This window comes from Vibrio sinus (assembly GCF_023634645.1).
Lineage (GTDB): Bacteria > Pseudomonadota > Gammaproteobacteria > Enterobacterales > Vibrionaceae > Vibrio > Vibrio sinus.
The window spans coordinates 114,380-138,767 of the sequence record NZ_JAMKMR010000008.1; the positions used below are offsets into that span (position 1 = coordinate 114,380).

Sequence of the window (24,388 nt, forward strand, 5' to 3'; positions counted from 1 at the left end):
AATAGAAGGCTCTAGAGCGCCCTTACTGACGCTCTGACTCGACAATCTTTTTGATAGAATGTGGGTGAAATTTAATGCAAATATTCTCCCACTTAAAGGAGATTGTTGGGTTATTCAGCCTCTCTCCTTCCCCTTTGGGACTGGAGAGTTTTATTTTTACGCCTAAATTTTCTAAATAAGGAAATTGTGCTGCAAAATCTGGCCATTTCGATGTCACGTCTTGTAAGTACTCTTGCGCGCTGTTTGCTTCTGAAGGAACCACAAATTCCACGTGTTCCCAACTTTGAACCGGATGGACTTTATTATTGACTGCAGGAAATGGCAATTCTAAGCACTCTATTTGCCAAGAACCAAATATCATTGGCTCAGCAAACTGCAATACATAAATCGGGCGACCATTTATTGTCGCTTCGGAAATGACATTGGCTTCTTTGCTCCATGCCTCTTTTGCTTGCATGGCCAAATTTTCATCATTCACTCTAAATGCAATATGATCCGCTTGATATTGAGTCAAATCAACTTTTAGCAATGCGCCAAGTTGTAGGATTTGTTCCATAAACATGGGGAATTTGGATTTAAGTTGCTCAGGTAAAAGCTCCAAATCGGACAATGACGTTAACATAGTGACGGTTCCAACATGCTGATTTGGCGCAATACTAGCAAACTTGCCAGTATTTATAAGTAGATTGGCGAAAAAATTCCTGTGAATTCCCTACAAGCTAATCATTAAAGTTGATATTATTGGCCACAGTTTATCAATACATCAGAGTAAAGGTGAAAATTACTCTGATATAGGGCAGTTCCCTATCGCATTGCAAAGAATTCGGAGAAATATGCGTGAATATCCAAGCATTAATTAATGACAAAGTCTCACAAGCTTTAGAAGCCGCTGGTGCACCAGCGGGAACACCTGCGGCAGTTAGACAATCGGCGAAACCTCAATTCGGTGATTACCAAGCCAACGGTGTAATGGGCGCAGCAAAAAAACTGGGTACTAACCCTCGAGAATTTGCGCAAAAAGTGATTGATGCTTTGGATCTTGATGGTATTGCAAGCAAAACAGAAATTGCGGGCCCTGGCTTTATTAATATTTTTCTAGATACAAAGTTCGTAGCAGAACAAGCAGAGCAAGCGCTCGCCGATCCTCGCCTCAGTGTCGCGCAAGAACAAACCAAGACCATAGTGGCCGATTATTCCGCTCCTAACGTAGCCAAAGAGATGCACGTAGGCCACCTTCGCTCGACCATCATCGGTGACGCAGTGGTTAGAACACTGGAATTTTTAGGCCATAACGTTGTCCGTGCTAATCATATCGGTGACTGGGGTACTCAGTTTGGTATGCTGATCGCAAACCTTGAGCGCAAACAAAAGTCTGGTAGTGAAATTTCAATGGAACTGTCTGACTTAGAAGGCTTTTACCGCGAATCAAAAGTCCTATACGATGAAGATGAAGAGTTTGCAGCGAAAGCCCGAAACTATGTGGTGAAGCTGCAAAGTGGCGACGAATATTGCGTCGACATGTGGAAAAAGCTGGTCGAAATCACCATGGTACAAAACCAGCGTAATTACGATCGCCTCAATGTGTCTTTGTCTAACGACAACATTATGGGTGAAAGCATGTACAACGACATGCTACCCGGCATTGTTGCCGACCTTAAAGATAAAGGCTTAGCCAAAGAAGATGATGGCGCATTGGTTGTCTTCTTAGACGAGTACAAAAACAAAGACGGTGAGCCAATGGGAGTCATCATCCAAAAACGCGATGGTGGCTACTTGTACACGACAACCGATATCGCCTGCGCCAAATACCGCTACGAAAAACTGGGCGCGGATCGTGTCTTGTATTTTATTGACTCACGTCAGCATCAGCACCTAATGCAAGCTTGGACAATTGTACGTAAAGCTGGTTACGTGCCAGAGAACGTGACGCTAGAGCACCATGCATTCGGTATGATGCTGGGCAAAGATGGCCGCCCATTTAAAACTCGCGCTGGTGGAACCGTACGATTAGCAGACTTGCTTGATGAAGCTGACGAGCGTGCAAGCAAGCTGATTGAGTCTAAGAACCCAGAGTTAAGCGACAGCGAAAAGTCTCAAATTGCCAAAGCAGTTGCCACTGCTGCCGTCAAATACGCTGACCTATCTAAACACCGTACCACAGACTACGTGTTCGACTGGGATAACATGCTGGCATTTGAAGGTAACACGGCGCCATATATGCAATATGCATACACTCGTGTCGCTTCTATATTTGCTAAAGCTGGTGTATCGATGGACGATATCCAAGGTGAGTTAATCATTAGCGAAGAGAAGGAAAAAGCACTGGTCGCTAAGCTACTGCAATTTGAAGAAGCCGTTCAATCGGTCGCTCGCGAAGGTCAACCTCACCTACTGTGCACTTACCTATTTGAGCTTGCAGGCCAGTTCTCTAGCTTCTATGAAGCTTGTCCTATCCTGAATGCAGACACTGAGTCTGTGAAAAACAGTCGCTTGAAGATGGCAGCATTGACGGCCAAGACCATCAAACTAGGTCTATCGCTACTAGGTATTGAAACACTAGAGCGTATGTAATCACCTTTCAGTTATGGTTAAACCAGCACCCTCCCGGTGCTGGTTTGTTCGTTAACTAAAGATATTCAAACCAAACACACCTCGAACATCAAACATTACCTGTTCTGTTTTTTCTCTCGCGATGTCGCTTCCTGCTTTTAAAAGCTCGATTAACTGACCTTTGTCGTCTAAAAACTCTGCTCGTTTTTGACGAATTGGCCTTAGCACTTCTTGTAAACACTCTTCCAATATTGTTTTTGTCGTACCATCTCCTAACCCACCTTGCCGGTACTGAACTTTCAATCTGTCAACATAGCCCTGATCTGGGTGAAACGCTTCTAGGTAGGTGAATACGACATTACCTTCTGTTTGTCCCGGATCTTCTACTCTCAAGTGACTCGGATCGGTATACATAGATTTCACCGCCACGCGGATCTCTTGCTCAGATGCGCCTAGGTTTATTGCATTCCCCAGCGATTTTGACATTTTAGCTTTGCCATCCGTACTAGGTAATCGTGGCACTTTGCTGAGCATTGGACGACATTCTTTTAATATTTCACCTCCCGCCAACGCATTAATTTTTCGTACAATTTCGTTGGTTTGTTCCAACATCGGAATTTGGTCTTCACCAACTGGAACTATCGTTGCGTTAAACCCAGTGATGTCCGCTGCTTGCGAGATTGGATAGGTGAGAAAGCCAGCTGGAATACCCCGCTCAAAATTCTTGTCTTTCACTTCTGCTTTAACCGTCGGGTTTCTTTGCAAGCGAGCAACCGACACTAAATTGCTGTAGTACATGGTAAGCTCGGCAAGCGCTGGAAGTTGCGATTGGAGACATAAGGTTGTTTGTTTAGGGTCTATGCCAACCGCCAAATAGTCGGCGACGACATTAAGGATATTAGAAGAAACCTTAGCAGGGTTGAATGCGTTGTCAGTTAAGCCTTGCATATCCGCTACAAGAATGGTTTGCTCATGATCCTTTTGTAACGCTACTCGTTGCTTTAAAGAGCCTACATAGTGGCCTAAATGCAGTGGACCTGTCGCTCTGTCGCCTGTGAGTATGACTTCTTGTGGATTTGCTAGATTGTTCGGTATCACTTATTTATCTCCTAAAATAGATTGCTGCTGGAGATAAAAAAGTTGTCTATTCTTTGCTACCCAACCAGCAGCTAAAGAATGTGAGAATTCTGTGCCGCTCTATTGAGAGCACCACCAGAAAAATGTAGATGTGAATGTAAAGGTGTTAAATAGGTTCATGTGGCAAACCATATCAAGACTAGTAATGTGATTCAAGCATAGCATTTAATAATCAAAGAGATAGCTGTAGCAAGAAGAGTAAAGGTGAAGTAAACCTCACTTCACCTTTATTGGTTACCTTGGGCTAAGGGCAGAATTAGTATCCGCCCGCTTTACCGCTACCTAACCATTTAAAGCTGCCTTTAATGGTATAAGGCTTAAAGTATGGCGACGTACCCGTTTCTTTATCGGTGTGTCTGAAGAAGCCATTCCAATCTGGCGGATCAATGTGGCACATTTCGTCGTACACTCCAGGGCCATCAAGCTTAATATTGCGTCCATAGTGAGGACCATCATTAGCCACCATTGGCATCATATCGAACACAATGCGCCAGTCAGAATTCTTTTTACCGATAGTACAGGCAACGTTCGCATAAGGTATCCAGCCTCCAGCGCCAAAGCCCATCGTCGAGCCTTTGATCTCATGCATATCCACTTCATTGTGGATGTCCCACTTCTCGTTATCCATGGTTGGTTTAGGTGCCATAGAAACAGGCTCAACCCAAATTAGCGCCGTCTCAATTTTATTTTGATACACTTTTGGCGGAGCGATTGGGTGATCGGCATACGCTGCGGTTGAAGCAAGAGCTAATAGTGGAACAGTCCAGGTCACTGGCTTAATAAGCTTTTTCATCTTGAAACCTTTTTATTTAATTATTAACTAGGAACAATCAGATGTTTCCTAATCATTTCTACTTCTGACATGGGACCTTGACCTAATATGGCGGGCCACCAAAGATATAACAGAACACCAACGTTCAATATAATTATCAAGTAAGCAATAAATTTAGTTGCTACGCTTACTTCCTTATAATTTTTAATAAACTGGTAACTTAAAATTAAGCTCCAAATCATACTCGCAAGAAGCATGATTGCTTTAATCCAAACGTCAACGTTATTCGGCACATGAAAGTCTGAGTTTAAGACTTGGAAAAACTTACCGCACAGCCCGATGATGATGGATAAAATAGCAATCGGTATGAATTGGTAGGCCAATCCTTTAAAACAATCGATAAAGTCAGCTCTATTGTAAGTAAGAAGTTTAGCGACCACTGAATTTGATAAAGACAAAAATAGAGCGATAACAACTCCATAGAACAACATATATGTTGTTATTGTGGTTACATCCAGCCAGCTGTAATGTTGATTCCACGTTTGTGATGACACTAATTGTGATGCATGGTTGAACCACGATAGCATATTGTTATCTAGAAAATACCCACCGACTGCATTTCGATAATCAGTATAGTTATTCAGAATTGTCCATAAAAAACCACCAGCAGCTAATCCAGGTGCAAGTAAAATAAATAATATTTCCGACCAATTTGCTCCACGCGACTTTATTTGTTTAACTTCTTCACCAGGTTTCCTCAAATATAAACCTAACATGGCCTTGGGTTTGGCATGCACACATTTGCCACAAGCAATGCAATTTAACGTCGACGACTTAATCGATAAGTTATAATCCGTCGGACATAAACCACTTTCTATATATTCAGGCAGTTTGTCAGCATTGGTGCGTTGCTTGTTTGGCCGAAAGTCCAACATACCAATACGAGATACCACCCCAAGAATTTTACCAATGGGACAAAAGTATCGGCACCATGGCCGGCTACCTTTTTTGCCAAATACGAATCCAATTAACGCCGCAAGCGCAAAAATATACAAAAATAAAAGTGCTAGCCCTTTTGGATCATCCCTTACATCCATGGTTTGACCGAGGATGGTAACCACCACAAACATAATGACCAGCCAGCCATTCCATTTCACCCAAGAAGGCGTAGCTTTCTTTAAGCCAAATTTTCCTACCCACTCAGACAATGCACCCAAAGGGCATAACAAACCACACCACAACCTCCCGACGAAAATGACGGAAAGAAGTGTAAATCCATACCAGATACCCCAAAATGCAAACTGACTCAGTAATGTCAAATTGGAAAATATCGTATCGTGTGACTTTGGAATTGGAGCATACAGTGGTCCAATGCTTAAGTATAAAAATAGAAGGAACATGACTGCTTGTACTAGGTAAAAGTACTTTCTGGTTTTTATATAAAGTCTTTCTAATCCAATTAATCGGTGCTTCTGAAATCCCTGATTGGTTATGTCCCTTATTTCTATTCTTTCACTGGATGGCATATTTTCAACCTAATGGCTTTTTGCCAGATATAAAGTGAAGTCTTTGACTGACTTACCAAACTGTTTTAAAAACAAAAATCCAGTTGAAACCAAGAACATGCTGATACTCAACAAATACTCAACACTTGACTGAGTTTTTAATATTGAGTTATTAAACATCCATTTTGTTGGTGTGAATCCGAGCAAGTTCGCTTCTTGGAAAGCATTGACTGCATTTCCTACACACATCACCGCAAGAATAAAGATGAACCATGGTGTCAGGGAAAATATCACTCGGTTTACTTTTCTATATCTATCTGACGAGTACTTGTAGAGAAGCAGTAATAAGGAGAAAAGGACGATGCCTAACATCAAGCCAGATAGGGTGCCAAATTGTTGAGATGCATTACCTTGAAATAGCCCATAGTAGAACAAAATGGTTTCGGCTAGCTCTCGAAACACACTGACAAAGGCCAGCGCACCCAGACCAAACAAACTGAGCTGATGTAAGTTCTCTCGCTTAGAAAAAGTTTCAAAATTGACATACAAAAGCATACTCATGGCAAGCAAGCTGGCGACACCTTCACTAATTTCTCTCGCTTGCCCAGTAAATATCGAACTTAAATAAATACAGCCGAATGCTAATAATAACCCAGCGACCAGTGCGGCGATGCAGTTTTTGTAAATCACTCCCACTTTTTCTTCTCTACCTGATTTATTCAGAGCAGAGATGAGCATAATTACAACCAGTAGAGCTTCTGTTCCTTCTCTCGGAATAATCCAGAAAGAAGATGACATTGCAGAAATAAAGTTTACATCAAACATCTGGGCTACCTTTTAATTATTATTGAGTTCTTTATTAAGTAGATTGGCTTCCCTGATCACTTCATTGCACACATCGTCCATTTTGCTTTTGATTTTCTGTTCTTCTTGCTTTGACACGGGTGGCTCAATTAGATTGGCAAGCGTATGGAACTTTTGTTCTACGTCATAGATTTGAGCTGGAGATGCATAAGAACGATACTTGATCTCTATTACCCCATCATAAACGTCCCAATACGCGCTCGATGCAATGCTCTTGGCCTCTTTAACCTTGCCGTTTTCCAACAACGCATAGGACTGGTCCATCATATTGCATATTTGTTTTGCTTTTTGTGTATAAATTGAGTCGTTATCGTTAACTTTATGTGTTTGAGAAGTTTTTGATATTTCTTGCTGATTTGAAGGTTGATTGCTTAAATTACTCTTTTTGTTCCCGTGCATTATAAAAAAGCTTGCTACTGCAAAAATAACAAGCAACACCACGAAAAATAACACTATTTTTTTTATCATTATGAATCCCGCCCTAGTTCGAGATCAAGATTCTAAATGACTATAATTCTCATTACAATTTTTATTTGACAATCAGAAAAAGTGCCACAGGTGGAATATGATGACATTTAACATATTGATATTTAAATTATTTATTACAATGAAAGTCGTTACAGATCTTGATGAAATTCAATCGGAATCTTTGATTCCATATATGGGGAACTAGTGTGGGATACCTTACTATGGATAAATTTACTTATATTCCGACTTCTGGATAATTAGTTGGCAATTTTCCTTGGTTAAGTATGTTATTAATCAGGTGGCAATTGATAATACCGGACGCTACATTAGGCCTCTAAGTGGAATGTCTGCATCATCAGAGCGAGGAGACCACTGACTATACGCACAAATTCATTACGCCACCAAATTTAGCTTCACTACCATATTCGACTAATTCACACCCCATGTTCATTTCATTCTCTCGTAGCTTTATCAGCCAAGATTCAGCTTCATCAACAAGCGATGTAATGACCTCCATCACCACATCCTTGTTAGACCCGGCAAGCGGAAGCGTTTGGTAAACTGTTAAATACCTTGTGTCTGGATAAACACCGATACCTATGCCACCTCGCAATGGTTCTAGCGATTTTTCAATAAATGCTTGCATAAGCTGTGGCGACAGGTTGTTTGAGAGAGCCCTCAAAGACATAACTGAAATGCGAAAGCTCATATCTTGCATATCGTTATAAATGGTTAGTAAAAGTGGCAAATTCTCTGCACCTTCTTTCTTGAGCTCACGGCTAAAAATACCTTCTTCGTTAAAAGATATATCTTTGCCTAAGCCGCTTAATAACTCTTCATATATATTCATGAAACACCCAAGGATTACACTTAACGTTTGCTTGAAGTTTTTATTAGCACAGCTAATAGTCCACTATCGTTATTTCGTTAGGGAAAGCGAATGTTATCTATCTTCTTGATAATATTTGTCATGTGCATTTTCTTAGCCACCGAACCGCTACCAGAACCACTGCTTATGTAAGTGTCTAGCGCTTTCTGTCTAACTTTATTTTTTAAGATTTCAAGATATTCTTCCTTGCTATCTGCCACGACCCCCAACCAAGGATCAACCACTTTATCTCCTTTGACCAATAATCCGTGGTCGATTCCTTCAAGTTTCACTTCTTCAAACCCTGTGACTCCTTGTTGCTCGAGCAAATACTTCATGCCACGAGCTTGAGAGAGACAATTGGCTACTTTGTCCTCACGAATAGTATTCCATGCATCTTCAGGAGTGTCCCCGCCTGGGTTGTCACCGATGTATTTTTCTACCTTAGAAGAGACTTCGTCGTCATCTTCCAGAGCAAGTATTGACCTCATATGTTTTGGCGCGGTCATAAACTCAATTTGATTGCCTGTGTGATACATATAACCATGCTTAAACGCTAGCATAGTCATGGAAGTAAAATCTTCAAATTCGCGCATGACGTTGGCTATTTTTTGATTTTCAACCTGCTTAGCCTGGTATTTATCAGTCAATACTTCCTTAATCTGATTCGCTTGTGACTTCCACGTTCCATGCGAGACTTTATGAGTAAAGAAAGTTGAAACTGCATTTTTCACAGAGTCTCTAGCACCTCTCCAATCGGAAATGCCTGATGGCCCTTCAGGTATATTGTCACGCTCTACCTCAAAGCCATTATCTGTTTTAGATACAGAATAAGTGCTAGTTCCTACCTGTATACTATCCATGCTTTCTAACTGTGGCATTGAATAGCTATGGCTTTTTAACGACGAAAGCTTGTCAAAAACATTATCCATTTATTTACCGACCAATAAAATTAACAAAACTAACAATAAGAGATTCGCCCTTATCTCTCTATCAAAAAAAGATATCGCTATAGAATTTGGCAATTCACGAAGGATTTTGAACTGGCTTAAAGTTTCAACATCACCCTCTTTACACTAACCTACGCACATTTGATAATGATAATTGTTATCAAATGTGCGTAGGGACAAACGAAAATGGATCAAGTATTAGTAAGACCACTTAGTGAAACAGAGATAGAACGATTTGAGTTGATTGAGAAGAGTGAGGGAGAAGAATATCGACTGCATACTCAGTCAGGAAGGGCTGCCTCTGTAGAAGCAGGGAAATGGATTTTAGTGCCTAATGCGCAGTTGTCTTAACCAAACATAAAAAACGCCCAAGTGGCTTAAGGCCAGCTTGAGCGATTCAGGTGGAAGGTTTTATGCCTAGCTCACGAGGCAAACCGCTAATTCAGCTTCGTACCATCTATATAGAACATCACTTTGTCCTTCAACACATCCTTTGCACGTTTTTTGGCTGCAAGATCCTACTGCGGTGTCTGACTTGATGATTTTTCCGCGTACTTCCAATTCATCTAACAGCGCATCTAGCATTTGAGCACTGCCATCAAATTGACGTTGTAAATCCGCTAATGTTGCTTGATGCTGCTTGCGAATATAGTTACGTAGCCCTAACAAAGAATTCATATATCCTCCAATTATCCACAGCAGCCTTTATTACTGGCTGATACTTCTGGCAGCTCCCAGTCAACACCTGTTTTGCTGTATCGTCGTAAGCCATAAAGGAAAGCAAAAATCAGAACCAGCATCGCCACAATCCAACTCACACTTGATAGTGGGTGAGACATAATAGTCACAAGCTGATAGAAGATAACCGCGACCGCGTATGCCACCAACAAACCCCATGCTGTAGATAAATTCGCCCAGTTACGCCCCACTTCTCGGGCTATTGCCCCTACCGTGGCAACACAAGGCACATAGAGTAAAACGAATATCAAGTAAGCGTAAGCCGCAAATGAGGTGCCAAACAATAAACGCATGTGCCCCATTGCAGAGCCTTCCATAGAGGCGTCCGCTTGGCCAGCTTTGATCGGGTTAATCCAAGTTTGAATTGACACACTGTCTTTTAGACCACTCCAAGTATCTTCAAGTGCTTGTTTTAACTCTGCACCAAGGTCAAAGTTCTTATAGTCAAAAGGCTGCTCGCTTGCCGCTTGAGCGGTATATAGTGAGTTGAGCGTTCCGACAACCACTTCTTTGGCTAAGAAACCAGTAAATAAGCCTACAGTCGCTGGCCAGTTATCTTTATGGACACCCATTGGTTCAAAAATTGGCGTTACCGTTTTACCAATTTGTGCCAATGCCGATTGCTGCTGATCACCTGGGTTAATCACTTGGCCAGAGAAGGTAATGCTGTTCAGACCAAGAACAATCGCACACACTGGAATGATGATTTTACCAGCTTTAAATAGGAATCTTTTTAGTCTGCTCCAGGTCAAGATAAGGGCAGTAAATGGGTTTGGCAGATGGTACACCGGCATTTCCATAACAAACGGATGAGGTTCGCCCGCCAATAGTGTTTTCTTTAAAATCAACCCTGTTAGCACGGCAACCACTATACCAAGCAAGTAAAGCGAAAAGACCACAAAGCTGCCAACACCTTGGAAAAAGGCGGCGGCAAAAACACCAAAGATTGCCAATCTTGCACCACATGTCATAAAGGGTGCCATCATGCTTGTCATGATCCTGTCTCTTGGCGTATCCAGTGTACGAGTCGCCATCACAGTCGGGATATTACAACCAAAGCCAACAATCAGTGGCACAAAAGATTTCCCAGGTAAGCCGATAGCTTGCATAAAGCGGTCAATAACGAAGGCTGCTCGAGCCATATAGCCTGAGTCTTCCAATAGAGACAGATACAGAAACATCAAACCGATCTGCGGAACAAACGGCAGAATCGTATTGATACCGCCACCAATTCCCTGCGCAAGAATCGCAGTTAACCACGCTGGTAATCCAATAAAGTGCCCAAGCCAAGTTGTACCATCAATGAAGATTGCCGCTGAGCCCTCATCAAAGATGGGCTGTAGCCCCCCACCGATGTTAATGGATACAACAAACATCAGGTACATGACGAAAAGGAAGATCGGCAAACCCAAATATTTGTTTAGAACAATGCTATCAATAACATGGGTCAGCTTATCTTTTGTCGCTACTCTATTCTCAACCACTTGCTGATATAAACGACTGATCGCCTGATAACGCGCATCTGCGATTTCTAGGTCCATATCATCAAGGTTGCGCGTGGTTTGAGACAAGAATTCCTCTAATTGACCACTTTGATCTGCTTCTAAAACTAGATCACGACTTAGCAGATCGTTCTCCATCAAGCGTAAGCTTAACCAATTCGCGCGCTTGATATTGGGTGCGTGACTCGTTATCTGATTACACAGCTCTTCACGAAATGATTCAATATTGCGTGAATAATCTACATTGAAATCGCTCGTTTTTGGTGAAGTAAATTGCGTAACAGCCGCTTGTTTAAGCTCTTGAATCCCCTTCTTACGCGTTGTAATCATAGGAATAACAGGACAACCTAATAATTGAGATAGCTTGTCTGCGTCAATATGAATGTTCTTCTTCTTGGCAGAGTCCACCATGTTTAATGCAACGACAACGGGCACTTTCATTTCCAAAAGCTGCATGGTGAGATATAAATTTCTTTCCAAGTTGGCTGCATCAATGATATTGACGATGACATCCGCATCTTCACTCAATATGTATTGGCAAGCGATCCTCTCATCTATACCACCTTTGGCGGTAACAGAAGATAAAGAGTAAGTGCCTGGTAGATCGACCACGGTGACAGGTTGCTCACCGACATGAAAACTCCCCTCTTTGCGATCAACAGTGACACCAGACCAGTTCCCTGTTCGTTGCTTAGCGCCAGTAAGAAGATTGAATAAAGTGGTTTTACCGCAATTCGGGTTACCTAGTAAGGCAATTTTGCAAGGTGAAGACATGGTCAGTTGTTCCTCGGCGAGATATTGAGAAGAGAAAGTTCTTTTTTTCTTAAGCTAAGCAAAAAGCCTTTCACCTCTATTTCTATCGGATCGCCAAGAGGAGCACTACGAACGACTTGGAATGTAGAGCCAGGAATCATGCCCATGGCCATAAGGCGCTGGCGAAAATCGAGGCTCATCTCTTTTGAATACTTGTCAACGACGTAACATTGACCGGGCTGTAGTGAAGACATATCAACCTCTTAAATAGCAGGCAACGTACTTGTTATGCAATCGATGCATTGCGTGAAACGTGCTTGAAGAAACAAATACATGTTTATTAATAATTACACTAGATATACCAAATCGTATTGATAGCGGGCCATTCCCGTTGCCAGCAATCTAAATGCTTAGCCTTAACTGCCAGATACCTTATGGAACATCACGTGTGTCAATAGTTAATGCTAGTCTCAAAAAGACTAAAAATAAGAACGGTTCTCATTCTACTTATCAATAAGCCTCTGTCACGAAAAAAATTCCTCTTTTAACCCTTTCCTGACATATAAATGATTACCGTACAATTAAGGTTGATGGATTAAAATTTCACTCATTCGTTTAGTAAATAGCTAAGGTTCACCAATGAATGGTAAGGCTTCTAGCCTTAACTAGAGTAGTAATGAGAAACGTTAATATTTTGGTTACTTATACCCTTAGTGATGACTCTATCTATTGAGCCACATCAATCAATGCGGGTTTAACTGGCCCAAAAGATCTAGTACTGGCTGTTGATGTTAATGACACACATACTAAAAAGCTCCCGATGGGAGCTTTAATGGTAGTGTATGGTGTAGAGCAGCCTAAGCGCCTTCGTTATGAAGCTCTAAGTTGGCTAAGTCTTGTTGAATTTCCCTTTGTGTCTTCGCATCATCATTGCGCATCGACTCAATAAACTCCAAGTACTTTTGGTCTATATCACCAGTCACATATTCTCCGCTGAATACGGATGTTTCGAATTTGGCAATATCTGGGTTACCCATACCAACTGCGTCTACCAGATCAGCCAAAGATTGGAAAATGAGTTCATCCGCACCAATCTGCTTACGAATTTCTTCATTGTCACGACCATGTGCAATCAACTCATTTGCACTTGGCATATCAATACCATAAACATTCGGAAAACGGATCTCAGGCGCTGCTGACACCATAAAGACTTTCTCTGCCCCCGAGTCTCTTGCCATTTCAATAATCTGCTCAGAAGTGGTTCCGCGCACAATAGAGTCATCAATCAAAAGTACGTTCTTCCCTTTGAATTCTGAGCGAATGGCATTGAGCTTACGTCGCACCGATTTTTTCCGTTGTTGTTGCCCAGGCATAATGAAGGTGCGACCAACATATCGGTTTTTGACGAACCCTTGTCGGTAAGGTTTATCAATCATCTGAGCGATTTGCAGCGCAATATCACAAGAGGTTTCAGGGATTGGGATAACAACATCGATATCTAGATGGCTGAAGTCATCACGAATCCGTTGGCCAAGCTTTTTGCCCATTTCAACCCGAGCGCTATAGACTGAGATTTTATCGATAAAGGAATCTGGTCTAGCAAAGTAAACAAATTCAAAGATGCATGGGTTCAGCTTGGGGTTATCCGCACACTGCTTAGTAAAGAGTTCGCCTTCAAACGTCACATAAACCGCTTCTCCCGGGGCTACATCACGTACAAAATCAAAACCGACAGCATCCAGAGCCACAGACTCCGATGCCACCATATACTCTGTGCGGCCGTCAACTTCACGTTTACCCAAACACAGTGGACGAATACCATTTGGATCACGAAAAGCGATAAGTCCGTGGTCGATGATCATCGCCACAACAGCGTAAGCGCCATTGATGGCATGGTGAACATTGGTTACGGCTCTAAATACATCTTCCGAGTTAACGTTCCCTTTCACTGTGTCTATTTCATGTGCAAGCACATTGAGAAGCACTTCTGAATCCGACGTGGTGTTGAGGTGGCGTCGGTCCTTTTCGATTAATTTCTCACGCACTTCATGAGCATTAGTTAAATTGCCATTGTGCGCAAGTGTGATACCAAATGGGGAATTTACATAGAAGGGTTGGGCTTCTGAAGCGCTTGAGCTCCCTGCGGTTGGGTAACGGACATGCCCTATTCCGGCAGTACCTTGAAGGCGTTGCATGTGTCGTGCTTCAAACACATCTTTCACTAAACCATTCGCTTTACGCAAACGAAAACGATTGCTTTCTATGGTACAAATACCAGCGGCATCTTGGCCACGATGCTGTAATACCGTTAAGGCGTCATAAATTGACTGGTTTACAGGCGATGTACCCACGATTCCAACAATACCACACATGTGCTAACCCTCGATATTCGATAATGGCTGGCGCTAAGCAGCGCCAGATAAAAAACTTGATGATGCTTGTAGATGTTCAAAAAATGGCGCAATAATGCGACTAAATTCGGGCACGAGAACAGAATGACTCCACCAGGTTGTATTGGCAGCGTTGGTAAACGCATCCATAAAGAAGAGAATAGCCGAGACGACCAACACCCCTCTTGCTGCACCAAACACAACACCTAGTACTCGATCTGTCCCTGACAGCCCAGTTTTCTGAACCAACTGGCTGATCACGTAGTTAACGATGGCACCGACAATCAAAGTCGCGATAAACAGTGCCGCTATCGCTGCGCCATTGCGGATAGTGTTATCTTCAATGTGAGTGAAATAGACCGCTAACTTAGCGTAGTATTCACTAGCAATGAAAAACGCACCAATCCAAATGACAAGTGATAACGCTTCCTTCGCGAAACCACGTATTAAACTGATCACAGCGGACAAGCCGATCACACTTAAAATGACAATATCTAACCAATTCATGAGTTCTTCATCTTAAGTTGGCGCGCATTTTAACAGAAAAACGCGCGACGCAAACGTTTTCTTATGGATTTAACGGATTAAATTTGAGTAAACGACCTTTAGAGCCAGTGATTTTCTGTAATTCGACAATCTCACGCTCTAACTTTTTCTTGGAAAGGTTCGGCCCCACAATGACTCGAGTAAACCCATTTTCCTTCTTAGTATGGGCTTGATATCCCCGTTTTTGTAAGTCCTTTACTAAATTCGTTGCATTATCTGCATTCTTGAGAGCCATCAGTTGAATGATCCAGCCGCTTTCCTTTAACTTTGGATTCTCTGCGGTTTGCCTTACACCCACTTCAACTTTATCCGAGCTCGAGGTGTTCCCAGCTTGGCTTGTCGGTACGTCAACCACTTTCACAGGCTGCTTGGGTAAGGTCGCGTTATCCTGCACAGGGTTGACCACCTTATAGCTTTCACTATCTACAGTTGTCGCTGGCTTGATCGGGATGCTCGCGATACTATCTTGATAGTGCGTTTTCTTTCCGTCTAAAAAATCAGGCAGCACAATCACCCCAATCGCAACCAAAATAATTGTGCCCACCAGGCGGTTTTGAAACTTACTCGCCATCTAACTTCCTTTCGATTCCCAATACTCTAAAACCATACCAACGGTAAAAAATGAACCTACAACAATAATGACGTCATCTTCATGTGCTTGTGTCAACGCAGATTGAAATGCAATAACAGGATCAGTATGTCCTTCCACATTACTTGGAAGATACTGGCATAACTCTTGGTGGCTTGCAGCACGTGGTCCACTCAAGCTTGCAGGGTACCAATGGGTTGTAATGGGTGTAAGCTCTTGTAATGTAGATGCAATGTCTTTGTCATCAAGCATCGCAACCACCGTATGAACAACCTTGCCGGGATAACGAGCCTGGATCTCTTGACTCAGGTATTGTGCAGAATGCGGATTATGCGCTACGTCCAGTATCACGGTAGGCGCTTGGCTAAGCACTTGCATTCGCCCAGGTAACTGAGCTTTTGATAAGCCATTCACCACATCCAAGTCGCTTATTTCCAACTCTGAAGCACCCAATGCCATCAGCGCGGTTGCAGCATTTTGTAGTGGTAAGTTGGGTAAAGGCAGGTCATCAATAATAAATGAGCCACTGTTCCATCGCCATTTGTTGTCGCCAATCAGTTGATAATCATACTGAATTCCAACTTGATAGAACTCTGCGCCTATATCATCCGCGTGAGCAGGAACTGTGCTTGGAGGTTTAGGCTGTCCGCAGATTGCAGGACGCCCTGATCGGAAAATGCCCGCTTTTTCAAAGCCGATAACGTTAATGTCATCACCTAGCCAATCCACATGGTCAATCGCGAGACTGGTCACCACAGACACATCGTGTTCCACCACATTGGTTGCATCAAGTCGCCCACCCAAACCAACTTCAAGCAAAACAACATCAACATCGTGATTTTTACACAGCGCTAGTGCTGCTAACGTACCATATTCGAAAAAGCTTAAGCTCACATCTTCACGCTGAGTTTCAATGAAGTCGAAAGCCTGGGTGTGTTCTTCATCAGGCAGCTCTTTACCATTAATGCGTACACGTTCGTTATAACGAATCAAATGGGGAGAACTGTAAACCCCAACCTTGTAACCCGCTTCAAGCAAAATGGATTCCATTAGCGCGCAAGTCGAACCTTTACCGTTCGTCCCGGCTACGGTAATTACTTTTTTTCCTGGATGGGTAAGTTGGGCTTTTTTCGCCACAATCTCAACGCGTTCTAAGCCGAGATCGATAGCACTGGAATGAATGTTTGATAAGTAATCAAGCCACATCGGTAGACTGGATGTGGCATTGGGAATAGAAGAGTCCGTCATCTAACTTTAACCAAAATTTTAGTAGGTTATACGTTAGTGTCTACTTTACCCTTTTTCGTCAGGTTCTGGTACAGAATAAGAGGGTTCATTTGGTGCATCGTTCATAGAAACCACCAAAGGTGACTTATTATTCGTCAATTTTGCCAATAGGCTACCCACTCTTTGACGCATCTCACGACGATCGACAATCATATCGATTGCACCGTGCTCTAGTAAGAACTCACTGCGTTGGAAGCCTTCTGGCAGGTCTTCACGAACGGTTTGCTCGATAACACGACGTCCAGCAAAACCAATCAAAGCGTTCGGTTCACCGATATTCACATCGCCAAGCATGGCTAAACTTGCCGATACACCACCCATAGTTGGGTCAGTCATAACAGAAATAAACGGCAGGCCTTTGTTGGATAAGCGTTCAAGCGCAGCACTGGTTTTAGCCATTTGCATCAATGACATTAATGCTTCTTGCATTCTCGCGCCACCACTTGCAGAAAAACAAACCAAGCCACAATTCTTTTCGATTGCAGCTTCAACGGCACGAACAAAGCGCGCACCAACCACTGAACCCATTGAGCCGCCCATAAAGGAGAATTCAAAGGCACATGCAACAACAGGTAAACCAAGAAGCTCACCTTTCATAACAACGAGTGCGTCTTTCTCGCCGCTGTTCTTTTGCGCAGCTGAGATACGATCTTTGTATCGTTTTGAGTCCTTAAACTTAAGCTTATCTACTGGCTCAAGTTCATTGGCGATTTCTGTACGATTACCTTCATCTAAGAACGTTTCTAAACGGCGACGCGCTTTCATTCTCATATGATGGTCACATTTCGGACATACTTCTAGGTTACGCTCTAACTCAGCGTGGTATAGAACCTGTTCACACGAAGTACATTTGGTCCAAATTCCTTCAGGAATCGACGCTTTGCGTGAACTAACAATATTGCTTTTCTCTAAAATTTTCTCAAGCCAACTCATGGAAGACCTTTTCTTTCTCATCTCACGCGCAATGCGGGAGAAATTCATTCGACATTAATGCGCAGGATTAAATCATATATAGAGCAACCTGTAGACAAAAAACTGGTTGTACCTATATGTGACACTTATTCTCTCGCACCAACCTTAACTCTTAAGGAGTAAATCGCCCAGTGTATTACTGAGCGATATATTACAGGCTAGTTCACCTAGCCAGCAAATTGTCTGACAAAAACAGTGGTCCAATTGGCACCCTTGGCAAACAAAATTCTTCTGGATAATCAACATCAACCAGATAAAGCCCTTCCGCTTTGGCCGTCGCACCAGCCAGCTTTCGGTCTTTTTGTTGAAGCAACCATTCAATCCATTCGGGAGCTTGCTCCCCTTTGCCAACAACAATTAAGCTACCAGCGATATTTCGAACCATATGATGTACAAAAGCATTCGCTTTTATATCGATGACTATATATTGTCCATGCCTAGTCACTTCCAGATGCATAATATTACGCCAGGGACTATGCGACTGGCAATGCACCGCTCGAAAAGAGGTAAAGTCATTCTCACCCAATAGGTATTGACCAGCGATGTGCATTTTTTCTGCATCCAAGTCACCATGATAGTGACTGACTCCACTCCCTAGTATCGCGGGGCGGAGATTACTATTGTGTATAATATACCGATAGCGACGAGCTGTTGCTGAAAAGCGAGCGTGAAACTCTTCAGGAACTTCTTTGCTCCAGCGAACCGCGATGTCTCGTGGCAAGTTGGCGTTGACTCCCATTGTCCATGCGACGGGCTTTCTAACCGCTGTAGTCTCAAAGTGAACAACTTGCCCTGTGCCGTGTACACCCGCGTCTGTTCTTCCCGCACACAACACTTCAATATCTTGATTTGCAACAACACTCAGCGCTTTCTCGAGCTCTTGCTGTACACTGCATACGTCCTTTTGCCTCTGCCAGCCAAAGTAACGAGTACCGTCGTACTCAATACCTAACGCAATTCTCATTCCGAGTACTCTTTAAAAACAGGGCGAGAAGTATACCTAAACCAGTATAAGATGCCAATTTTGCTTATGTATATACGTAAAATTGCGTAATTAAAAAATCACGGTGGAGGCAGCAATTTTCTTGAATTTGAGCCTCCAAGTTCACTCTTAATCTGGCATCTTGAATTAGAGCTAACGTATTGTATCTATGTTTAAAAGCAGCTTGTTTTAATTAAGAAAAATTTCCGTCAGATACCTTAGCTTTATACCGCACACGAGCACGAGCCCAATTTATACTATTTTTTTAATGAATCAATTAGGTTTTTCGCTTCACGACGAATCTCATCATTTCCATCCACAATAGCTTCTTCTAGCAAACTTCTTGCACCATCGAGATCATTCATTTCGATATAAATCTTGGCAAGATCGAGCTTGCCCGCGGCTTCAGAGTTCGAATCTACATCAGTCTCGTCTATCTCACCAATCACATCGGGGAACTCATTCAGCCCCACATTTAAATCGATATCTTCTTCTGCATCATCACCTTCACCATCATCCATTTCAGCCATTAACTCATCGATGGTTTTGTACTCTCCCGACTCAGGTTCAAGCTCATCTAAGTCGCTTTGATTTTCCCAGTTTTCGTCTAGAGCTTTGGCTTCTTCCGGTTGATTTTGTTCATCCCAAACACCTCTCTCTTCATCGGGAATGTCATCTGGGATGGTTGCTTGCTGTTCTTGAGATAAATTAAAACCGTTCCAATCTTCTCCACCTACCTCTAGCATCGCATCGAGATCGAGACCAGCACTATGAGATGTATCGTCATCGACTGGGTCAATGGAAAAGCTTTGCGGTTGTTGCGTTTCAGGCTCAGCCAACAGTTCATGTAGACGGCTCTCATCCATCTCATTAGCGGTAGCAACATCCAAGATATCTTCGTCCCGCACTTCAGGAATATCACTATCACTCTCGGGAGACAAAGCCGTGCGAATTGAGTCTTCTATCGAGCTCTCCGCAATGGCTTCTATGTCCTGATCTGACATGGGGTGAGCGTTACTTTCAGATTCATCAAGCAGTGCCGACACATCAGACTCAAATTCACTTTCGCTGGAATAGGATGATGTTGGAGGTTCTATTTCCTCCATATCTGGCAGGTCGATACTTTCCAGTTTAAAGTCCGCCTCAACGTCACCACCTTCCTCTTCTACACTGTGTGGTTCCGAGTCAGCAAGGGCATCTTCTTCACTGTATTCTGGCAGCTCAGTTTCTGACAGTTCAATTGGGCCCGCTTCAGCATGAGTTTCTGGCTCAGGTATAGACAGGCTCTGTGCATCAATATCACCTGCGTCAAGCAGATCATCATCTGAAAACGCGTCGGCAAGTGCGTCTTCTTCGTTATACTCGGGTAAGTCTGAGTCATCGAGTTCTTCTATTGGTTCTTCCTGCGCTGTCTCCTCCAATGACGCCTCGTTGACTGGTGAATCTACCTCTGTGCTAAGTGTTTCTTCCTCTCCGATATCAGGCAAATCAAAATCGGTATCATCAAGCTCTACTTCTCCCACTTCAGGGACAGCCAGATCATCGACTTCGATACCTGAATGTTCAGAATTCTCATTAACCGTCTCTGCACCTGACTCCGCTGCCAACTCATCTGTCAATATTTCTTCATCGGCAACATCTTCAACAATCGGTTCATCATGTTGAGATTCCGCCCCAGCCTCGCCTATGTCATCTAGCTCTGGCAGATCAAAATCGTCCTCTTCTAATTCAACGTCTCCCACATCTGGCAATTGCAGATCGTCGACATCGATATCTCCCAGATCTAACCCTTCATCTACGTCTGCTAATGCGTCAATAGAGTCATCGATATCATGTTCAATAAACTCAGTTAAAGACTCATCCTGAGCAGACACATCATCTAGTGGTGTTTCTTCTATGGATATCTCCGCCTCGTCAATATCTAACTCATCCGATTCGTCTAACTCAATGTCGCCAACTTCTGGTTCAGACAGGTCATCGATATCAATGTCACCAAGCTCTGGAACTTCACTGATATCTTCAGGCTCCAGCTCATCCTCGGTATCGGCAAGTTCAGCTTCAGCGTCTAAGCTTTCGTCCTCGATTGAAGGTTCAGCTTCAGGTAATTCTATTTCAGTGTCTTCAGTAGGCGCTTCATCAAGGGCATGCTCTGATAACTCGGCAAGTTCTTCTGTTTCAGTGAGTTCATCAAGAGAAGGCGCATCCATTGATAGTTCTGGCTGCTCGTCTTCTATCGCAGAAGAATCAACTAAATCTGGCACTTCGAAGTCCGCTTCGTCTGGCGCTTCGCTTATATCTTCAGGCTCTGGAACCTCATCAGTATCAGAAGGTTCAGCTTCAGCGTCTAAACTCGCTTCCTCGATTGAAGTTTCAGCTTCAGGTAATTCTATTTCAGTGTCATCAGTAGGCGCTACATCAAGATCGGGGTCAGATGGTTCGGAAAATTCTTCTGCTTCAGTGAGTTCATCAAGAGAAGGAGCATCCATTGAGAGCTCTGGCTGCTCATCTTCTATCACAGCAGAATCATCTAAGTCTGGTAAGTCGAAGTCCGCTTCGTCTGGTGCTTCGCTGATATCTTCAGGCTCGAGCGCATTCTCGGTATCGGCAAGTTCAGAGTCAATGTATAAACTTTCTTCCTCAATGGAAGGCTCGGTGTCGGGTTGCTCGGTTTCAGCGTCCGAAGTAGGTAAATGTCCTAAGTCTAATTCGTCGGTATCTTGTTCACCTTCAAGGCTTGCTAGTTGGGATTCTTCTTCTGTATCTTCATCACTAGTTTTATCCGCCTCATCCAGTTGTGTATCAGAGGAAACCTGAGTTTGCGTGCTTAATTCTTCTCCTTGAGGCGAATCCGATAATACGTCAACGTCCCAATCCGAATCTTGCGGCACACCAAATTCATTTGGCTCTGGCTCTGGCTCTGGCTCTGGCTCTGGCTCTGGCTCTGGCTCTGGCTCTGGCTCTGGCTCTGGCTCTGGCTCTGGCTCTGGCTCTGGCTCTGGCTCTGGCTCTGGCTCTGGCTCTGGCTCTTCAGTGTCCAGTTGAGACGTTACATCGTCAACAGTTTCCGGCTCAAGGTCTAGCTCACTATCAAGCAAAGGATCTGCATTAGGTGCTGCGTTGGCAAGATCCTCAATGAAGTCATCACGATCAAAGTCCTGATGCTCTATCTCTTGTTGTTCATCGACAACATCAACTAAAGGTTCTGGTTCTGGTTCTGGTTCTGGTTCTGGTTCTGGTTCTGGTAAAGCATTAGCTTCGTCTGCAGTTTCTGCAAGTTGATCTTGTGCTTCCTGCGTCGATTGATTTTCTATTTCAGCTAACTCATCAAACAGATCAGTACCATCTGGGTCAATGTCGAGTGCTGTTTCCAATTCGGGATCTTGAGTCAGCTCTATTTCTTCTTGCTCTTCTTCAGAATCAGTATCAATTAAGTCGTCAAGTAATTCCGTACTATCATCTGTGATATCGAGTTCTGATTCTTCTTGCGCACCATCCAATAGTTCATCAAGAGTTTCTGTTGCATCATCAGACAGATCAGGCAGTTCATCGCCAACACCTTCACTCTCTACAATGTCATCGAGTAAATCAACATCGCCTTCATCAATAGGTGAGTCATCGTCTGCTGAGATTAACTCATCGAACTGGTCAGTATTACCTAACTCAATTTTCTCTGAGTCTGGTTGGTCGTTAACCAGGTTTTCGACCTCTTCAAGCAATTCGTCAAGTAATTCTGTACTGTCATCGTCAACGGTGACATCACTTGAATCAACCATTTCATCCAGCAAGGCAGTTTCATCTTGCGCTTCTGCCTCTAACGTCTCTAAGTCGGCTTGCGCTTCAACATGAGCAAAGAGATCATCTAACTCACTATCAGAAGCCAGCTCTGGCTCGGGAGCCGACGACTCTGAACCTTTATCGCTCTCCGGAGTTTCATCACTTAAATCAAATCCTTCACCATCATCAAGCAATGAATCCAAATCTAAACCATCGCCTTGCTCTGAGTCATCAAGCAAGTCGTCCAGCATAGACTGATCTAAGCCGCCGTCTGGTAGAGGCTCACCGTCGCCGTCTTCAGCAAGTAGCGAATCTAGTTCTCCATCTAATCCAAGCGACTCAGAAGCGCTATCACCATTGGCCACTTCATCTAGCGCTCTTTCCATATCATCTAGGCCAAGCGCTTCGTCATCGGCATTGACACTATTGCCATTGGCACTATCAATATCAGCTAGCCCAGTGTCTAGATCTCCGTCGTCACCGATACTGGCAAATGGGTCTTCTCCATCATCGCCTTCTAAATTAAAGTCGAGATCTTTGTCATCCAGGTCAGCAAAGACATCGTTTTCTTCTTGTTCTTCCTCTAAATCAAAGTCTTCGTCAAACAGTTGGTCAGTGTCATCGTCTGACTCACCGAATAAGTCATCCCCTAATTGGATATCATCGTCATCAAGCTGCGACTCAGGTGCAATATCCACCATCTTCTCAGCTTCTGGCTCAGGCTCGGCTGCCGGCGCTTCTTTAGCAGGCCGTTTACTTAGTAGCAATAGAATGATGATAAGGATAAGAATACCCGGAATAATGGCCAATGCCGCCACAAACCAAAAGTTCGACAACAAGTTGTCTGCAAGAGTTGGGGCAAGTTTTTGCTGTTTTTCTATTCGAGATCGTTCTTGCTCTAATAGCTTTTCAACCTCAGAGCGAATACGACCTTCATCAGAAAGTTCGGACTTTAAGGTGTCTACTTCAGACTGCACATTATCCAGCATTAAGTGCAGTTTATGGTTCCTTTCTTCAAGTGCTAACAATTCACTTTCAGAAAGCTCCAGCTGCTCTTCTAACTTAACCACTTGTGAAGGTTTCGTTGTAGGGCTAGGCGTAGTCTGCTGAACTTGAGGTTTAGTTGCAGGCTGAGTAACCGGTGTCGCTACTGCTTGAGTCGATGCTGGCGGCTGGGTGGTAGTTGTGGCTTGATTTTCTTGCTGCCTAGGTACTGTATTCGTTTGAACTCGACCGGTTAACCTTTCTTGATGCGAGCGCATGATGTTGACCGCCTGCTGTGTAGACACCGAGCGAATTTGGGCCAAAGATGGAATCCGAAGGTTACTACCAGGTATCAAATCATGAATATTTTGGTCTTCAAAAGCCTGAGGGTTCAATCGATAAATAGCGAGCAAGGTCTGCTGAACGGTCACACTGGTATTTGGTCTTATACGAGAAGCGATACTCCAAAGCGTCTCATTCTGACCAGTCGGGCCATAGAATCGAGAAGGTCCAAGATTTTGGTTATTTCTATTGATTGGCTCGTAATACTGAGGGGACGACTGAATTTCACCGCTTGGTCCCGTGACGCGAATTCCTTCTGCTTGAACGAGAGATACTGGAGTAACGGCGATGACAGTAAGTAATAACAGTAGACGCTTAAAAAGTCGACGCATATAAGGCTCAGCTATGTGCTCTATATAATTAATAATAATATGAACTGTTAAATATATCGGATAAACTTGTTAAAACTATAGGA

20 protein-coding genes are annotated in these 24,388 nt (G+C 43.3%); 2 read left to right on the plus strand and 18 right to left on the minus strand.

All coding sequences use genetic code 11. From position 1 onward, the window contains the following. Positions 1-22: 22 nt before the first annotated feature. Positions 23-622 carry a VOC family protein gene (locus M9194_RS10410; protein WP_250612576.1) on the minus strand — a complete coding sequence of 200 codons (600 nt, stop codon included), beginning with the start codon at positions 620-622 and terminating at the stop codon, positions 23-25. Between the two features lie 215 nt (positions 623-837). On the opposite strand from M9194_RS10410, the gene argS reads away from it, so the two are divergent. Further along, a complete protein-coding gene (argS, locus tag M9194_RS10415) occupies positions 838-2,571 on the plus strand; it encodes an arginine--tRNA ligase (protein WP_250612577.1) in 1,734 nt (577 codons plus the stop codon). A gap of 51 nt (positions 2,572-2,622) precedes the next feature. On the opposite strand, the gene trpS is transcribed toward argS, so the two are convergent. The 7 genes from trpS to M9194_RS10450 all read right to left on the minus strand — a co-directional run bounded on the left by trpS (position 2,623) and on the right by M9194_RS10450 (position 9,096). Beyond that, the gene (gene trpS, locus M9194_RS10420; RefSeq protein ID WP_250612578.1) at positions 2,623-3,648 is read right to left on the minus strand and encodes a tryptophan--tRNA ligase; all 1,026 of its coding nucleotides are present in this window, start codon (positions 3,646-3,648) and stop codon (positions 2,623-2,625) included. A gap of 295 nt (positions 3,649-3,943) precedes the next feature. After that, on the minus strand, positions 3,944-4,480 hold the full coding sequence (locus M9194_RS10425) for an iron transporter (protein WP_250612579.1): 537 nt from the start codon (positions 4,478-4,480) through the stop codon (positions 3,944-3,946). A gap of 23 nt (positions 4,481-4,503) precedes the next feature. Beyond that, positions 4,504-5,985: a 4Fe-4S binding protein gene (locus tag M9194_RS10430; protein WP_348772047.1), complete on the minus strand. Its 1,482-nt coding sequence runs from the start codon at positions 5,983-5,985 to the stop codon at positions 4,504-4,506. 9 nt (positions 5,986-5,994) lie between these two features. Further along, the gene (locus M9194_RS10435) at positions 5,995-6,789 is read right to left on the minus strand and encodes an FTR1 family protein (RefSeq protein ID WP_250612581.1); all 795 of its coding nucleotides are present in this window, start codon (positions 6,787-6,789) and stop codon (positions 5,995-5,997) included. Positions 6,790-6,801: 12 nt separating this feature from the next. Further along, the gene (locus M9194_RS10440) at positions 6,802-7,296 is read right to left on the minus strand and encodes a hypothetical protein (protein WP_250612582.1); all 495 of its coding nucleotides are present in this window, start codon (positions 7,294-7,296) and stop codon (positions 6,802-6,804) included. A gap of 376 nt (positions 7,297-7,672) precedes the next feature. Continuing rightward, a complete protein-coding gene (locus M9194_RS10445; protein ID WP_250612583.1) occupies positions 7,673-8,146 on the minus strand; it encodes a type III secretion system chaperone in 474 nt (157 codons plus the stop codon). A 77-nt stretch (positions 8,147-8,223) separates the two neighbouring features. Beyond that, positions 8,224-9,096 carry a hypothetical protein gene (locus M9194_RS10450; RefSeq protein WP_250612584.1) on the minus strand — a complete coding sequence of 291 codons (873 nt, stop codon included), beginning with the start codon at positions 9,094-9,096 and terminating at the stop codon, positions 8,224-8,226. Positions 9,097-9,300: 204 nt separating this feature from the next. Here M9194_RS10450 and M9194_RS10455 point away from each other — a divergent pair, with 204 nt between their 5' ends. Further along, positions 9,301-9,465, plus strand: a complete 165-nt coding sequence (locus M9194_RS10455) for a hypothetical protein (protein ID WP_250612585.1) — start codon at positions 9,301-9,303, stop codon at positions 9,463-9,465. Between the two features lie 66 nt (positions 9,466-9,531). Here the strand turns inward: M9194_RS10455 and M9194_RS10460 are convergent, their stop codons facing one another. The 10 genes from M9194_RS10460 to M9194_RS10505 form a co-directional block, all read right to left on the minus strand. After that, entirely contained in the window at positions 9,532-9,792 is a 261-nt protein-coding gene (locus M9194_RS10460; protein WP_250612586.1) for a FeoC-like transcriptional regulator, read from the minus strand. Positions 9,793-9,803: 11 nt separating this feature from the next. After that, positions 9,804-12,128 carry a Fe(2+) transporter permease subunit FeoB gene (gene feoB / locus M9194_RS10465; protein ID WP_250612587.1) on the minus strand — a complete coding sequence of 775 codons (2,325 nt, stop codon included), beginning with the start codon at positions 12,126-12,128 and terminating at the stop codon, positions 9,804-9,806. A gap of 2 nt (positions 12,129-12,130) precedes the next feature. After that, positions 12,131-12,361 (minus strand): FeoA domain-containing protein, encoded by a 231-nt coding sequence (locus M9194_RS10470; RefSeq protein WP_250612588.1) that lies wholly within the window; start codon positions 12,359-12,361, stop codon positions 12,131-12,133. 603 nt (positions 12,362-12,964) lie between these two features. Next, a complete protein-coding gene (purF, locus tag M9194_RS10475) occupies positions 12,965-14,479 on the minus strand; it encodes an amidophosphoribosyltransferase (protein ID WP_250612589.1) in 1,515 nt (504 codons plus the stop codon). A 33-nt stretch (positions 14,480-14,512) separates the two neighbouring features. Continuing rightward, on the minus strand, positions 14,513-15,004 hold the full coding sequence (locus M9194_RS10480; RefSeq protein WP_250612590.1) for a CvpA family protein: 492 nt from the start codon (positions 15,002-15,004) through the stop codon (positions 14,513-14,515). 61 nt (positions 15,005-15,065) lie between these two features. Further along, a complete protein-coding gene (locus M9194_RS10485) occupies positions 15,066-15,614 on the minus strand; it encodes an SPOR domain-containing protein (protein ID WP_250612591.1) in 549 nt (182 codons plus the stop codon). Then, positions 15,615-16,880, minus strand: coding sequence for a bifunctional tetrahydrofolate synthase/dihydrofolate synthase (gene folC / locus M9194_RS10490; RefSeq protein WP_250612592.1), 1,266 nt, complete (start codon positions 16,878-16,880; stop codon positions 15,615-15,617). It lies immediately after the preceding gene. Positions 16,881-16,925: 45 nt separating this feature from the next. Further along, positions 16,926-17,852, minus strand: coding sequence for an acetyl-CoA carboxylase, carboxyltransferase subunit beta (gene accD, locus M9194_RS10495; protein ID WP_250612593.1), 927 nt, complete (start codon positions 17,850-17,852; stop codon positions 16,926-16,928). A 202-nt stretch (positions 17,853-18,054) separates the two neighbouring features. After that, complete coding sequence (gene truA / locus M9194_RS10500) at positions 18,055-18,855, minus strand: tRNA pseudouridine(38-40) synthase TruA (protein ID WP_250612594.1); 801 nt, start codon at positions 18,853-18,855, stop codon at positions 18,055-18,057. Positions 18,856-19,130: 275 nt separating this feature from the next. Further along, positions 19,131-24,305, minus strand: a complete 5,175-nt coding sequence (locus M9194_RS10505) for a FimV/HubP family polar landmark protein (RefSeq protein WP_250612595.1) — start codon at positions 24,303-24,305, stop codon at positions 19,131-19,133. Positions 24,306-24,388: the final 83 nt, after the last annotated feature.

Excerpts from the sequence above, each read along its gene's own strand:
- M9194_RS10410 (WP_250612576.1), bottom strand. The coding sequence starts at position 622 with ATGTTAACGTCATTGTCCGATTTGGAGCTTTTACCTGAGCAACTTAAA.
- M9194_RS10425 (WP_250612579.1), bottom strand. The coding sequence starts at position 4,480 with ATGAAAAAGCTTATTAAGCCAGTGACCTGGACTGTTCCACTATTAGCT.
- M9194_RS10430 (WP_348772047.1), bottom strand. The coding sequence starts at position 5,985 with ATGCCATCCAGTGAAAGAATAGAAATAAGGGACATAACCAATCAGGGA.
- M9194_RS10435 (WP_250612581.1), bottom strand. The coding sequence starts at position 6,789 with ATGTTTGATGTAAACTTTATTTCTGCAATGTCATCTTCTTTCTGGATT.
- M9194_RS10440 (WP_250612582.1), bottom strand. The coding sequence starts at position 7,296 with ATGATAAAAAAAATAGTGTTATTTTTCGTGGTGTTGCTTGTTATTTTT.
- M9194_RS10445 (WP_250612583.1), bottom strand. The coding sequence starts at position 8,146 with ATGAATATATATGAAGAGTTATTAAGCGGCTTAGGCAAAGATATATCT.
- M9194_RS10450 (WP_250612584.1), bottom strand. The coding sequence starts at position 9,096 with ATGGATAATGTTTTTGACAAGCTTTCGTCGTTAAAAAGCCATAGCTAT.
- M9194_RS10455 (WP_250612585.1), top strand. The coding sequence starts at position 9,301 with ATGGATCAAGTATTAGTAAGACCACTTAGTGAAACAGAGATAGAACGA.
- M9194_RS10460 (WP_250612586.1), bottom strand. The coding sequence starts at position 9,792 with ATGAATTCTTTGTTAGGGCTACGTAACTATATTCGCAAGCAGCATCAA.
- feoB (WP_250612587.1), bottom strand. The coding sequence starts at position 12,128 with ATGTCTTCACCTTGCAAAATTGCCTTACTAGGTAACCCGAATTGCGGT.
- M9194_RS10470 (WP_250612588.1), bottom strand. The coding sequence starts at position 12,361 with ATGTCTTCACTACAGCCCGGTCAATGTTACGTCGTTGACAAGTATTCA.
- purF (WP_250612589.1), bottom strand. The coding sequence starts at position 14,479 with ATGTGTGGTATTGTTGGAATCGTGGGTACATCGCCTGTAAACCAGTCA.
- M9194_RS10480 (WP_250612590.1), bottom strand. The coding sequence starts at position 15,004 with ATGAATTGGTTAGATATTGTCATTTTAAGTGTGATCGGCTTGTCCGCT.
- M9194_RS10485 (WP_250612591.1), bottom strand. The coding sequence starts at position 15,614 with ATGGCGAGTAAGTTTCAAAACCGCCTGGTGGGCACAATTATTTTGGTT.
- folC (WP_250612592.1), bottom strand. The coding sequence starts at position 16,880 with ATGACGGACTCTTCTATTCCCAATGCCACATCCAGTCTACCGATGTGG.
- accD (WP_250612593.1), bottom strand. The coding sequence starts at position 17,852 with ATGAGTTGGCTTGAGAAAATTTTAGAGAAAAGCAATATTGTTAGTTCA.
- truA (WP_250612594.1), bottom strand. The coding sequence starts at position 18,855 with ATGAGAATTGCGTTAGGTATTGAGTACGACGGTACTCGTTACTTTGGC.
- M9194_RS10505 (WP_250612595.1), bottom strand. The coding sequence starts at position 24,305 with ATGCGTCGACTTTTTAAGCGTCTACTGTTATTACTTACTGTCATCGCC.